A 14,008-nucleotide genomic window follows, 5' to 3' on the forward strand; every position below is an offset into this window, starting at 1 on the left:
CTCTTTCGTTTAGAGATGCACTTTTACACCTCGAGCTTTTCGGCTGAGCCGAGGCTCCAGATATGCAACTTTTTCACCCCTCGCATCGTTTATCCCATGTAATCCGTTTCAAGTTACCCAAACCACACCGGAAAGGAATCATTACGATGAAGAAACGCAATAAATGGATGATTTACACCCTTGCTGCATCACTTTTGGCGGCTCCATTGGCCATTTCATTCCCAGGTCAGCAGGCAGAAGCTGCGGCCAAAGCCAAATATACGGTGTCTCCTCAAGCGTTCAGTATAGAAGGTGCCAAGAAAGCGATCAAAACCATCAACCTACATGGCACTACGTATATCGCGCTGCGTGATTTGAGTAATGGAATTGGGCTGGGCATCGGCTTCGATAAAGCGACGCAGGTGGTGAAAGTCACCGGAAAAAACCGGGTGCTAGAGATTAACCTGAACGCAACCTCCTTTAAGTTAAATGATCAGCTCCTTTGGGGGCCGCAGCTCGTAGTTCAGGATAACACGACCTATTTGCCGATGCGCTTCATTCTCGAACAAATGGGTTATCTCGTCGGTTATGATTCCTCCACGAAGCTTATCGCTCTTAAAGCCGTTCAAGAGAATGACGTGAAGATTGGAGCTAAGGAAATTGGAGCGGACGGTGACGGTAGATCCTTGCTGGTTTATTATCCGGTCCTTTCCGGGTTGGCGGATCGTGGAGTCCAGCAGACTATTAATACCTTCCTCAAGGAAGAAGCGGATAAGCACGTTGCTGCGGGGGCGAAGGAAATCGGTCTGGTTGCGGAGGAAAATAACAATATTCTCGATAAGGACCCGAACGCAACGGTACGTCAGCCTAGCTTTGACGGCCGGTTCACTGTCACCTATAACGAAAAAGGTAAGCTAAGCCTTTATGTGGACTATGATGTTTATCTAGGAGGAGCTCACGGGATGATCGCCCGTGTGCCGTATACATTTGATTTGTCTACCGGCAAAGTGCTGACCTTGAAAGAGGTGGCGAACAATAACGCCAATTACGTTTCGATGATTAACAATAAAGTGAAGGAGCAAATTAAAGAGCGTAAACTGGAGCTGCTTAATCCGTTTACTTCGATCGAAGCAGACCGCGATTTCTTCTTGAACCGAAACGGGGTCGTCATCTATTTTACCCAATATGAATATACGCCTTATGCGGCGGGGATGCCGGAATTCACAATTCCTTACTCCGCCTTCCAATAAGTTCATTCAATTGCTCTGGTTCGCCCCGGGTCGATGTTGCCATCGATTCGGGGCGCTTTGCTCGGAAGAGGAGGAACTTCCGACAAGCTGAAGAATATGTATTTTAGTAAAAAGGAACGGCTGACGGGGAGATGGCCATGGATCAAGTGGGTTTGGTATTGGGCGGCGGGGCCGTACGTGGACTCGCTCACTTAGGCGTGCTGAAGACATTTGAGCGTCATGAGATTCCAGTGGACACGATCGTGGGCACCAGTATGGGCGGTGCGATCGGGGGCTTGTATGCGGCAGGCATTCCAGCGGGGGACATCGAGGATTTGCTGTACCACACGCCGAAATACCGGCTGATGGATTTAGGAATCCGCCACCGGGGTCTCATTGGCGGGAATAAAATTTACCACACGGTCAATGAACTGCTGAAGCAGCATGGTAAGGATGAGTTGAATATCGAAGATTTTCCCATTCGGTTTAAGGCCGTTGCCGTCGACTTGATGCAGGGCAAGCAGGTCATCCTGGATCGAGGCGACTTGGGGACGGCGCTGCGGGCAACGACGGCGTTTCCCGGGGTGTTTGCTCCGTTAGTACGAGGGGATCAATTGCTGGTTGACGGCGGGGTGTTGAACAATTTGCCTGTTCAGGAGTTAAAGCGGAAGGAGGTAGGGCTGATTATCGCGGTCGACGTGACCCGGGAGCATGAAAATAAGCCGCCCCGTAACATGATCGAGGTTGTCTACCGCTCCTACAGTCTGATGACCGCGGAGCGCAAGCATACCAGCCTGCGGCTGGCGGACATTGTCATCCGGCCGGATGTGGGGCATGTGTCCGCGTTTGATTTCTCCAAAATGACCGATTGCATTAAAGCTGGAGAGGAAGCAGCCGAGTTGATGATGGATGAGTTGAAGGCGGAGGTTAGGCGGGTGAAGCCAGGATTTAAGCAGACGTGATATAAACTGTTAAGTATAAAAACATAGAAAAGACTCCGTCTTAGGGAGTCTTTTCTATATTCATTTATAAGAATTTTCTTGTCGTTTCGATGATTTTATCCTTCCAAGAGATTAAATCCGAGATGTTATCTAAGTTAATAGTTGTTTTATTTTCATCGTTGAATTGCGCCGATTTATTGTTGGTATTTAGATATAGTCGGCAAATCCATTTTCGAATATTGTTATCTAGCAGGATGTTGAAGTAACTAAGATTATCACGATAACGTACTCTAGTCGGATCAACCAGTTCCCTAAGTATAACTCGAATTGTTATGTATCCTTCTAATTCCTCAGGCGTTGTTATCACTTCAGGAGTTGATTCGGTTTCTTCAACTATAGGTGTAGCTTCCTTATTGGCGGGTACTTCCGAGTTCGTATTAGCTAATGCCGTTTGCAATTTATCGTTTAGCATATCGTTAACAAATTCTTTAAAAGAACGTTTTACAATGCCGTTGAATTTCTCAATCACTTGTTTAGTCTTTTTCCCAGGATATACTTCGGACAGTATTGCGGTCACGAAATCATCTGTAGGGTTTTCCCATTGAATTTTCAGAAATCGTTTAATTTCATTGGTATACTTCAGTTCTGCCGCTGTAGTGTTAATGCTCTCAACATCAAATGTTTCTTTTTTGAATTTGTTCAACTCAGCTAATTGATGATCTCTGATATCAAACAAATTGAATTCAAAAAAGGGGGTTGCATCCATCTTATTCTGTTCTTCAAGATCGGTATAAAACTTATAAATAACTCCATTGGTAAGAATCGCAAATTTTGCTTCTGTGGTTCCAAAATATCGGAATAATTGTGAATCGTGTTTAGTTAACTCTTCATGAATAGACTTTGCCTCAATTAGTATCATAGGCTTTTTATCTTTCATGATCGCGTAATCTACTTTTTCTCCCTTTTTTATGCCTACATCTGCAGTAAATTCGGGGATAAATTCTTCAGGGTTAAATACATCGTAGTTAAGTGTTTGAAAAAACGGCATGATTACCGATGTTTTAGTAGCTTCTTCGGTTTGGATATTATCCTTTAACTTTTGTACTCTTTTGGCTAATGCTCGGATTTGATCTTGGAATTCCATAGAAATTACCCCTTGTTAGGTTCCCCATCGGCTGAGGGATTTTGCTTGTTTGTTCCAGCATGCCTAACATGACCACATCACAACCATTATACTTTTTCGTAAACCCGATGAGAATAAAAACTAGGAAACATCCGCTGAAAGTTCATAGAAAATGGGTTATATTGGAGAAAAGAGTGGAGGGAGATCATGCGCTGCATCACAATCCGACAACCCTGGGCGACGTTGATTGCAATAGGGGCTAAACGATTAGAAACGAGGAGCTGGAGAACGAATTATCGGGGTGAGCTTGGCATACATGCTGGTAAACAGATAGATCGGAAGGCTTGTGAGACAGAACCCATACGTTCCCTCTTACTCGCGCACGGATACTCGTCTGCGGATCAACTGCCAAGAGGTGCGATCGTAGCCGTTTGCCGGTTGAATGATTGTTTTTGCGTGCGGAGCAACAGCGGGGAGACGGCCTGGCTCGGTGTTGGAGAGAGATGTTTGGAAGCCGCAGGGCAGGAATACCGGTTCGGCGACTTTGCACCGGGCCGGTACGCCTGGGAACTGACCGAGCTGCGTCCGCTTCCCGAGCCGATTCCTGCCCTCGGCAAACAAGGCCTATGGAGCTGGGAGAGTTATACTTTGATATCCAAGTTCTTCCCGAGCGTCGGGTGAGCTTGGCTTTGAGACATCATTTGCACGAGATTTTGACCTTGGATTTCGGCCTGGTCTTTGGCCATGCTTAACACGCGGATTCCAACGGCTTGGGAAAGCGCGCTTTGGCTCATAGCTACGGACGTTGCTGCAATATCCATAATGTCACCTCCTCTCCATTTTGTATCGGTTGTGCGGCGGTAAATGATAAATTTCCCAAGCAATTATATGATTTACAGGGTTGACCGGCACCGCTTATAATGGGCATACCTAACGATTTCACATAAGGGAGAACATCATGAATCGCAGCTACGACGATCCCAAACGAATATACATATCGGTGAAGCAGAAATTTTGGATCAGCCATGTGGCGGCAGGTCTGTGGATGCTCTTTTCCATAGGGGTATCGATGCCGTGGCTGCAAGACTTTGCGAGGTTTGTGACGCTGCCTGCAGCGATTCTGATTATCGCGGGGATCTCGTATATTCCAGGATACATGAACGCTTTTATGATCGTCAGCCTGTTGCTGGACCGTCAGCCGCCGCTTCCGGAGGGGTCTCCCGAATGGCCGGTGACCGTGCTGATCGCGTGTCATAATGAAGAACGAGGGATCAGGACCACGCTTGCGTATTTAGCCGAGCAAGAGTACGCGGGGCCGATGAAGGTCATTGTAATTGACAACAATAGCTCGGATCTAACGACGGAGCGGGCCAAGGCTGCCGGCAGGGAGCTTGGGCTGGACTTGCTCGTGATCGAGGAGAAAACGCCAGGTAAAAACCATGCGCTTAACACGGCTCTAAATTTGGTGGAGACCGATCTGATGATCACACTGGATGCAGACACGCTGCTGCACAAGCTGGCGGTCAAGCATATCGTGTCCCGCATGGAATCGGCGCCGCCGGATATTTGCGCGGTTGCGGGAGCGGTGCTCGTCCGTAACAGCCGCCATAATTTCTGGGCCAAGCTGCAGGAATGGGATTATTTTCTCGGGATTGCCAGTATTAAAAGGCTGCAGGGCATGTTCCAGGGAACCCTGGTAGCACAAGGGGCTTTCTCCCTGTATAAAACCGATGCCGTGCGCGCTGTAGAGGGTTGGCCGGATGCGATCGGCGAGGATATCGTGCTGACCTGGAAGTTCTTGGCCCGGCGGTGGCGCGTGTATTTTGAACCGCTGGCGGTTGCTTTTACGGACGTTCCAGAATCGTTCCGTCATCTCGTCAGGCAGAGGAGCCGTTGGGCTCGGGGGATGATCGAAGCTCTGAAAATGCTGAAGCCGTGGAACCAGCCGTCCATTTATGCCAAGTATTTAACCGGTTGCAATTTGTTGATGCCGTATTTGGATTTGGTGTACACCTTCTGTTGGCTGCCGGGTTTGGTACTCGCCTTTTTTGGCATCTTCTGGATCGTCGGGCCGGCAACGCTGCTGGTACTGCCACTGACGTTTATCCAAAACTTTATATTGTACCGGTATCAAAGTCAGGTGTTCCGCTCGCTCAACCTACGGATCCGTAAGAATCTGTTCGGCTTTATTGCCTATGTGCTGCTCTACCAAATGGTGATGAGCCCGGTTTCCGTTTATGGGTACGTACAGGAGGCGCTGCAGCGAAAACGGATTTGGAAATAGAATTTTAAGCTGATCTTCAGGTTTCTGTAATGTTCCTTTAAGGAACCAATGCTATTCTTTAGATACTCCCTCTTCTTAATTGATATATACGTGAAGAAGCCACCCCTGCCCGGGGTGGCTTCTTCCTGTTCCGAAAGGGTGTTCAAAAAGTTATCTTCCGATCACGAAGTGGATCCAGAGGAGCTGAGTCGGCGTCGAATCTTGAATTCAGCCGGTACAAGCGTATGCTTCCGATGTATGTTTCCTGCGGAAACATTTCAGTTGCTCACGTACCCAAAACGTACGCTCCGCTACTCACACTTGAGAGTGCTAACGGAACCAGGGGACGCTATTTCACACTTTGTAGAGGTCCACCGATTCTAACAGAACCCAATGACCTTATTTCGGATAAAATCAGCTGATTTACTGGCTTTAGAGCCAAATAAGGTCTATGGGTTCCGTTACAGCGGGAAATTGCCGGGAAATGGATGAATAAGGTCTCTGAGTTCCGTTAGAAAGAGAAGGCCGTTCCGAAGGCCGTTCCTTCCTTACTTCAAATCCTCGATCGAGCCAATATTCACGTATGCCGGAACCACCAGGCCGGTTTTAACGCCGGTCATGTTCGCGCCGAGGTCGTCGAGTTGTTCGCCGTATTTGTCCCAGTAATCCGCATGGGTGAGCGGCAGCCAAGCGGCCGCGGTCGCATCGACATCCCCGCTGGCGACACCGGTCCACATTGGGCCAGCTTCGACCTGGAGGGACTCAACATCATAACCAAGCTTGCTCTCCAGCACGTATTCTAGCAGGTTTGTGCTGGCGATCTCGGAATCCCAAGCGACATAACTCAGCTTGAGCTTGTCGCCGTCCACGGGCGTCAAGCCCTCGGTCCAGCTGTCAACGCGGTCCGTGTTGGCGTCCGCCCAGGCTTGGGCGGCTTCAGCCGGATCCTGACCTTCCTGAATCGCAGTCATGATCGCTCCCATTTCATCCGATGTCCATTCGAAACGGTCAAGGAATTCATAAGCGGTCGGATGATCTTCCTTCAGGCCTTTCCGAGCTACCGTGTGGATTTCCTCGGCTTCGCCGTAGACCTTCTGTGGGTCCTCCAAATATTTCAGATCGTATTTCGCGAACATCCAATGCGGCGTCCAGCCGGTAATAATGATCGGTTCTTCGGCTTTGATCGCCTTATCCAACATCGCCGTCATCGCCGCGCCGGAGCCTTCGATCAGCTTCCAATCCGCCAAGCCGTAGGTTTCGATTGCTTGGCTTGTCGCTTTCATGATTCCAGCGCCGGGGTCGATCCCGATGATTTCGTAATCGACTTGCTCGCCAACCGCACTGGCTGTGGAGTTGCCCGCCCCGTTCGCAGAAGCCTCAGGTGTATTGCTTCCGCCACCCGTCGTGGAGTTGTTCGCTTGTCCGCAGGCGGACAATGCCAACATCCCAACCAGACCTGCCAGCACCATCAGTTTCCTCGTTGTCTTCAACTTCATTTTCATCTTAATCTCCCCTTTGTGATTTGGATTTAAACAAATTTTGTGTAAAGCGATCGAGCACGATGGCCAAGACGACCACGGCTAGACCAGCCTCAAACCCTTGCCCAATTTTCAACTGGGTGACCGCCCGATAGACGGTAGCCCCGATGCCTTGCGCCCCGATCATGGAGGCGATGACCACCATCGACAACGACAACATGATCGTTTGGTTCACCCCGGCCATTAATGTAGGCATGGCGAGCGGCAACTCCACTTTGAACAGCTTCTGCCAGGACGTGGAGCCGAAGGCGTTGGCCGCTTCCGTCAGCTCGCCGGACACTTGCTTGATGCCAAGATAAGTGAGCCGGATTGTCGGCGGAATGGCGAAGATCACCGAAGCGATCACCCCTGGAACGACACCCAAGCTGAAGAAAGTCACGGCCGGCAGCAGATAAACGAACGCCGGCATCGTCTGCATGAAATCCAGCAGAGGTGAGACGATTCGATGAACCAACTTGCTGTAGGCGCTCCAAATGCCGATCGGAATCCCAAGCAGGATTGAGATCAGCCCTGACGTGATAACCAGGCCTAGGGTACTCATGGTTTCGTCCCAATAACCGAGGTTGTCAATCAGAAGGAACCCAATGACGGTGAATAGGGCTAGCTGCCATTTTCCGATCAGATAAGCAATGATTCCGATGATAACAATAAAGAGCAGGGGATGCGGCAGCAGAAACAGCCCGGCGAAGAAGTCAACAATTGTTTCGATCGTCAGGGACAATCCGTCGAAAAATCCCCCGAGTGTCCGTTCCATTCCGTCAACCAGCGATTCAATCCACTCGGCTAACGGCAATTTCGGTATGGACTTCATTTGGGCTCACCTCCTTGGATTCATGATGGCTCTCTCCGGCAAGGGCTCCCAACACGGCGCCACGTACGATTACGCCAAGCAAGCGCTCTTGCTCGTCAATGACCGCAAGCGGCACCTTGGACGAGCTGGTGACCTCAAACAGATCACTCAGCACGGTGTCCGGCGCCACGCGAGGGCCGTCCGTGATCAGAATCTCCTCGAGGCCCATACTGGATTTGGCGGCGCGGGAGGCATCTTCGGCTGTAATTACGCCAAGCAGCTGTTTGCCCCGACCGATGACGAACAGGTTAGAGATCCCACGTTCGCGCATCAGTTCGAGGGCGACACGTGGCCCCCGATCCAGGGTGACCGCCTCCGGCCGGCGCATGACGCGGGCCGCTGTCAGCACCTTGGACAGATCCACATCCTCGATAAATCGTTCAACATAACGGTTGGCAGGGTTCATCAGCATTTCCTCTGGCGTACCGATCTGAACGAGCGCGCCGTCTTTCATTAAAGCGATCCGATCACCGAGGCGCAGCGCCTCATCCAGATCATGCGTAATGAAGACGATCGTCTTCTTCATTTTCTCCTGCAGCTCCAGCAACTCGTCTTGCATGTCGCGGCGAATGAGGGGATCGAGTGCGCTAAACGCTTCGTCCATCAACAGGATTTCCGGATCATTGGCAAGCGCACGAGCCAAGCCGACCCGCTGCTGCATGCCGCCACTGAGCTGATCCGGCATCTTGAGCTCCCAGCCTTTCAAACCAACGAGCTCGAGCGCCTGCATCGCTTTGTCGCGGCGTTCTTTTTTCGCAACTTTCTGGATTTCCAGTCCATATTCCACGTTCTGAAGAACGGTCCGATGCGGGAATAAGGCGAACTTCTGGAACACCATGCTGATCGATTTGCGCCGTACTTCACGTAATTCGGCTTTGTTCATTTTGCGGAGATCCCGTCCGTGCAGCAGGATTTCGCCGGCCGTCGGCTCAATTAAGCGATTGAGCATGCGAACCAGCGTCGATTTGCCGCTCCCGGACAAGCCCATGATGACGAATATCTCGCCTTCCCGAATGTCCAGGCTGACCTGTCCGACGCCGACCGTGATCCCCTTGTCTTTAAGTAGACGTTCTTTGGTGTAACCTTGCTTCAATAAGGGAATGCCCTGCTCTGGATGAGGGCCAAATAACTTACTGACTTCACGTACTTGCAATAATGGCTGATTCATAGATTCACTCCTCTTCTAAATCCTTCAGTTCCCCCTTCGATATCAGCTCGCTGCAAGAAAGTGGCCTAGCGAGGCGGTATCGCATCAACCCGTGATGTAAGCTTAACAAACCTTCTGTCAAGAACGCAAAGCCTAAAACCGTACATAAGGTACGTACAGAAAAAACTGAACGTAAGGAACTTCAGGATAACTCCGGAATTCTCCCAAATGCTACCTAGGCTGCTTCTTTACATTTGGTCTTGACTTTCTTAAGATAGAATAAGCGTTGAGCCGCATAGAAACATAGAGTTCGCGGGATCAACACTTTACAGCCGAAGAGTTTTTTTTGCAAATGGATAGGAGGTTGCAAGCATGAGCTTGGACCAGCTCACCGATGAGCAACAGGTATTATTAATGAAGGTACGCAAGCGTGTGATCGAGGCGATTGGACGAAATATGGATTTGTATGGGGTCTCTTTATCGACAGGGCACTTGTACGGTCTATTATTCTTTGCCGACAAACCGATGACCCTTGATGAGATGGGCATGGAGATGAAGATGAGCAAAACCAGCATGAGTACGGGAGTCCGCACCCTGTTGGATCTCAAAATGGTCAATAAAGTGTGGGAGAAAGGCTCCCGCAAGGACTTATATGAAGTGGAGTACGACTGGTACCAAACGTTTACGGACTTTTTCGCAATTAAATGGAGAAAAGCGGTGGAAAGTAATATCTTGGTGCTGCGCCGCTCCATTGAGGAATTGACCAAAGCGATGGCGGAGGAGTCGGAAGGACCGCTTCGCCGAGTGCTGGAGGAAGACGTCCGCAAGATGAAGGAAACGGTGAAGTATTATGAATGGCTGGACCGGTTGATCGATACGATGGAAAGCGGAGAGATCTACAAGCTGGTCCCGAAGGAAACGGAATAACTCTTCTATATATAGAAAAAGAAACGCTTATCCCAAGGCGCCATCCGTTGGCTGCAGGGAATAAGCGTTTTTTTGCGTGTCAGTAGACTCCGATATCGTCCAGCATCAGCTTGGCAGAGCCACCGCTTAGGCGGAAGGCCAACCCCTGAATTCCGGTGCCGGGGTTAAAGGCCGGATTGGCTGCCTGGAAGTCCGCCAGGGCCAGCCGGTACGTTTGAAATACCGCTTCCGTCGGATGCTTGTATTTCCCGCCCGACAAGTGACGGTCCAGCCAGGGGTGGATCGTGAACGAAGTGACGGGCAACGGTTCGGTGTCCATAAATTTGGTCAGGGGCAGGCGGACGGAGGTACCGTTGCCATCGGTCAACTCGACCTCGACTCGAACGGTTCCTTCGGCCAATGCGGCGTCCGGCGTAACGTTATCCTCCAGCTCAAAACTGCGGTCAGTCAACGAGAAAGCCAATTCCTCCGGTTTGCCGCTGGTTGGCAGCGGAGCGCCTTGCTCCCAGCTTAGTGCGTAAGCGGACGGCTCATTGCCGCTCATCCGGCGCTCCAGGACGATCCCTCGGGACGGCTTGACGCCGTTTTGCCGGTTCTTCGCATCCTCTTCCTTCCAGGCTAACCCGCTGGCCGCCGCTTTTCCTCCACCGGGCAACGTCACTCGGTTCGAATCCTCGTCGTAGCGGGCCCAAGCCGTAAATACACCGCTCTCGAACCGATTGTAATACGCGGTGTCCGGGAGCCAGGCTAGCCCGGTGCGGTAATCCTGCAGCAGCGGGAGGTACCGGCCTGGTTCGCCGTCGTTCCCGGGCTCCCCGTCACGCAGCGTTTCTTCGAAGAAAGCCGAGAGGTACACCTTGGCGATGCTTCGCTGATTGGTCGGCGACAGCATCCCGTCCCGGCTAAGCAGGATTCCCTTCGGATAGCTGACGTCGCGACCGCCCCAGCTGCTGTTGAATTGGCTGTGATTGGCGTCCCCGATGTACAGGGAAGCCTTGAACCGCTCCTCACCTAGCGAATAACTCGTTCGCATGTACTGCCGGTCGCCGTCGAAGTCGCTGACGTCGCCGTCCCGCGCGCCTTGGAGCGTTAAATAGCTGATATCTTTCAGTTGAGTGACCTTGCCGTCCACTTTCCTGTCGGTAGGTGCAATGGCGGCAACGGCCTCGATCCGGTACGAGGCGAGGCTCTGAATCAACTCCGTATCACTTCCGAACCAATCCTTGTAATCGGCGGCCATCGCGACCGCCTGCCCCCCTCGGGAATGGCCAGTTAGGCCGATTCGGGCAAAGTCGACTTTGCCGTACAGCGGGTTGCCAGGCTCATTGGCAAAATCGCCGATTTGTTGCAGATGCTTGAGCAGGACCCAGGCCCGGACCTTCATATCGCTGTCGGGAATCCCTGTCCACACGGAGTAATTCAGGAAATTCTCATCAACCGAGACGGCAATGAACCCACGGCTGGCCAGCAGCTCTCCCAGATAGGCGTAACCGTCATCGGAGAAATCCTCCATCAAGTGATTGCCATGAACGATCAGGACGAGTGGAAAGCGGGTTTGACCCTCTGCGTTGTTGCTTTCCTCGGCCGTCATCGGCATCCAGACTCTCCCGTTCAACGGCAATGCACGTTGATTAAATCCCCAATAAGCGGTCCGGTAGACTGACCATTTCTTGATATAAGCGGAAGCATCCGCCGATTCGGACGTGATGTCGACGGCTTCACCAAATTCGGGTTGCCAAGTGTCGTTCCCGCTGCCGTACGTAAAGGTCGACACTTCATAGGGCCCGGGTTCGGCGGGGTTATCCAGCGGATCGGACGAAAGCCCGCCGAACCCGACTTCGCCGGCTTCTTGGAGCCCGGCGCTTTGCACACCTTGGAAGGCGGGAGCAGCAGAGTCGTTGCCCGCTGCGAACGGCCAGTTCGCGGCCGCTGCAACGAGCAGCACCGCCGTCAAGGTGGCCGCCGCTTTATGAGGAAGACGGAGGCGCCGACTGGCGAGCATTCCCGCCAGCAACCCGGCGGCGATCCCCGCCAGGCTGATTACCGCGGCCACCATCGAAGCCGCAGCAAGAGATACTTCGTTATAGTAGAAAATCAGGAAGGCGGCGGCGTAGTTAAACAAGACCGCCCCCGTAAACAAACGGGGGATCGGCAACCCGATCAAAGCCAGCAGCAGCGAGGTGACGTGGGAGATCAGGTACAGCCCCAGCGTTCCCGCCAGCAGGAACAGCAGAAGGTCGACCGCGGTTCCTAGCCCGGTCGGCATGCCCAACGCCAGCAGGCCAAACGCGAACATGCCAGCCCCCCAGGGGCCGGCAACGGCGGATCGCCAGAAGGCGGTATCGTATTGGTAGGCATTCCGGATGCGGCGAGCGATCCGGTGACGCCGTTTTGGCTTGCGCAACACTAGTTCCGTAACAACCTGAAGTTCCATGGTCTCCCCCAAAAGTTGTATTCTCTCCTCTGCTATCATTGTAACATGGGCAGGGGAAGGGGAGGAACAGGGGAATACAGGGGCCGAACGTCGAAATTGCAAGCTAATCTCTTTGGTTGGAGCGCGGGCGGAATCGGATGGCCGACCAAGCGATTAACAAGATGAGCACGGCCAGGCATACGCCGATACTGATGCGGTTCTGCGCGTCGAACAGGAACAGCAGAGCGATGACCGCTAAGCCGATCACGGCCAGTATCGTAACATAAGGAAATCCCCAAACCTTAAAACTCGGCACGGTCGGATAACGCCGACGCAGCTTCAGCTGGGACAAGCAGATCGTGATCCACACGAGCAGCACGACAAAACCGGGCACGGCCATCAACAAACGGAACAATCCCGCTTGATTAAGAACGGCGAGCATGGAGCCCAGGATCAGGACAATCCCGCTGAGAATCAAGCTGTTGATCGGCACGCCCTTGGATGAAATTCGCGCCAATTTGGCCGGCGCCTCGCCGCCGGTGGCCATTGAATGAAGCATCCGGGTCGCACCGTAAATGCCGGAATTGGCTGCGGACAAGACAGCTGTAATCAGAATGAAGTTCATCAGATGCGCCGCGCCCTGCAGCCCTGCAGACGTCAGCACCTGCACAAACGGGCTGGTCTGCTCGCTGAGACTATTCCACGGAATCAGCCCGCAAATGATCAAGATCGGCAAGGTATAGAACAACACCACGCGCAAAATAAAGTTTTTGACCACCCGGGGGAGCACCTTTTCTGCGTCTTTGGCCTCCGACAAGGTCAGTCCGATCAACTCGGAGCCGCCATAGGAGAACATGACGACCAGCAACGCCGAGAAGATCGCCGTCCATCCGTTCGGGAAGAAGCCACCGTAGTCGGTGTAATTGCTTGGAAACGGAGCTTCAGCACCCGGGATAAAGCCGAACAGCATGGCCGCACCTAGCAAGATAAACACAATAATCATCGCGATCTTGACCCCGGCCAGCCAAAATTCAAATTCGCCGTATCCGCCTACGCTCATCATATTGATGGCGAGGATAAAGATGGCGCTGGCCAGGCTAAGCACCCACAGGGGCACATCCGGCAGCCAGAACTGCAGGAAGCTGCCGGCAGCGATCACTTCAATCACACAAACGGCCAGCCACATGAAACAGTACAACCAACCCAAGATGAAGGAGATACGCTCCCCAAACGCCTCGCGAATGAAGTCCTTCATGTTTCTGCCGGGATACACGGTGGCCATCTCGGCAATCGCGCCCATGACGACAAGCAGCAGCAGGCCGGCAAAGACGTAGGAGAAGATGACGCCAGGACCCGCCAAGCTGACGGTCTCGGCGCTTCCTTTAAAGATGCCGGTGCCGATAACACCGCCCATGGCCATGAAGCTGATATGGCGGGGCAGCAGTTTTTTCTGCAGCGTAGAAGAATCGGATTTCACGTAAATAAAGCCCCCTAAACAGAAGTTGAATCCTCGAAATGCCCTAAAATGCAATACGGACTTATATTACACTAATTCCCCAGGCAGAGGAAATGAAATCATAGCCGGTTGATTATTATCA

General features: G+C 52.2%; 12 protein-coding genes. 5 read left to right on the plus strand and 7 right to left on the minus strand.

Features of this window, described 5'->3' with window-relative positions:
• Window positions 1–146 precede the first annotated feature (146 nt).
• Both M0651_RS01265 and M0651_RS01270 read left to right on the plus strand, forming a co-directional pair.
• Entirely contained in the window at window positions 147–1,229 is a 1,083-nt protein-coding gene (locus M0651_RS01265) for a stalk domain-containing protein (RefSeq protein WP_248550041.1), read from the plus strand.
• Window positions 1,230–1,366: 137 nt separating this feature from the next.
• Window positions 1,367–2,170: a patatin-like phospholipase family protein gene (locus tag M0651_RS01270; RefSeq protein ID WP_248550042.1), complete on the plus strand. Its 804-nt coding sequence runs from the start codon at window positions 1,367–1,369 to the stop codon at window positions 2,168–2,170.
• A gap of 64 nt (window positions 2,171–2,234) precedes the next feature.
• Here the strand turns inward: M0651_RS01270 and M0651_RS01275 are convergent, their stop codons facing one another.
• The gene (locus M0651_RS01275; protein ID WP_248550043.1) at window positions 2,235–3,293 is read right to left on the minus strand and encodes a type I restriction endonuclease; all 1,059 of its coding nucleotides are present in this window, start codon (window positions 3,291–3,293) and stop codon (window positions 2,235–2,237) included.
• 186 nt (window positions 3,294–3,479) lie between these two features.
• Here M0651_RS01275 and M0651_RS01280 point away from each other — a divergent pair, with 186 nt between their 5' ends.
• A complete protein-coding gene (locus M0651_RS01280; RefSeq protein ID WP_248550044.1) occupies window positions 3,480–3,953 on the plus strand; it encodes an ASCH domain-containing protein in 474 nt (157 codons plus the stop codon).
• On the opposite strand, the gene M0651_RS01285 is transcribed toward M0651_RS01280, so the two are convergent.
• A complete protein-coding gene (locus tag M0651_RS01285; protein ID WP_155606460.1) occupies window positions 3,914–4,093 on the minus strand; it encodes a YjfB family protein in 180 nt (59 codons plus the stop codon). The genes M0651_RS01280 and M0651_RS01285 overlap by 40 nt on opposite strands.
• A 137-nt stretch (window positions 4,094–4,230) precedes the next feature.
• On the opposite strand from M0651_RS01285, the gene M0651_RS01290 reads away from it, so the two are divergent.
• On the plus strand, window positions 4,231–5,556 hold the full coding sequence (locus M0651_RS01290; RefSeq protein ID WP_248550045.1) for a glycosyltransferase family 2 protein: 1,326 nt from the start codon (window positions 4,231–4,233) through the stop codon (window positions 5,554–5,556).
• Between the two features lie 527 nt (window positions 5,557–6,083).
• Here M0651_RS01290 and M0651_RS01295 read toward each other — a convergent pair.
• The 3 genes from M0651_RS01295 to M0651_RS01305 are packed head-to-tail and all read right to left on the minus strand — an operon-like array spanning window position 6,084 to window position 9,091.
• Window positions 6,084–7,031: a glycine betaine ABC transporter substrate-binding protein gene (locus M0651_RS01295; protein ID WP_248550298.1), complete on the minus strand. Its 948-nt coding sequence runs from the start codon at window positions 7,029–7,031 to the stop codon at window positions 6,084–6,086.
• 7 nt (window positions 7,032–7,038) lie between these two features.
• A complete protein-coding gene (locus M0651_RS01300) occupies window positions 7,039–7,884 on the minus strand; it encodes an ABC transporter permease (RefSeq protein ID WP_248550046.1) in 846 nt (281 codons plus the stop codon).
• Window positions 7,844–9,091, minus strand: a complete 1,248-nt coding sequence (locus tag M0651_RS01305) for a quaternary amine ABC transporter ATP-binding protein (protein ID WP_248550047.1) — start codon at window positions 9,089–9,091, stop codon at window positions 7,844–7,846. The genes M0651_RS01300 and M0651_RS01305 overlap by 41 nt, the downstream gene beginning before the upstream one ends.
• A gap of 351 nt (window positions 9,092–9,442) precedes the next feature.
• Between M0651_RS01305 and M0651_RS01310 the strand changes: the two genes are divergently transcribed.
• Window positions 9,443–9,997, plus strand: coding sequence for a GbsR/MarR family transcriptional regulator (locus M0651_RS01310; protein WP_248550048.1), 555 nt, complete (start codon window positions 9,443–9,445; stop codon window positions 9,995–9,997).
• 79 nt (window positions 9,998–10,076) lie between these two features.
• Here M0651_RS01310 and M0651_RS01315 read toward each other — a convergent pair whose 3' ends face one another.
• Window positions 10,077–12,443 carry an alpha/beta hydrolase family protein gene (locus tag M0651_RS01315; RefSeq protein ID WP_248550049.1) on the minus strand — a complete coding sequence of 789 codons (2,367 nt, stop codon included), beginning with the start codon at window positions 12,441–12,443 and terminating at the stop codon, window positions 10,077–10,079.
• A gap of 91 nt (window positions 12,444–12,534) precedes the next feature.
• Window positions 12,535–13,887: an amino acid permease gene (locus M0651_RS01320; protein WP_248550050.1), complete on the minus strand. Its 1,353-nt coding sequence runs from the start codon at window positions 13,885–13,887 to the stop codon at window positions 12,535–12,537.
• Window positions 13,888–14,008 lie beyond the last annotated feature (121 nt).

The sequence above is a fragment of the Paenibacillus mellifer genome (genome assembly GCF_023195895.1).
Classification (GTDB): domain Bacteria; phylum Bacillota; class Bacilli; order Paenibacillales; family Paenibacillaceae; genus Fontibacillus; species Fontibacillus mellifer.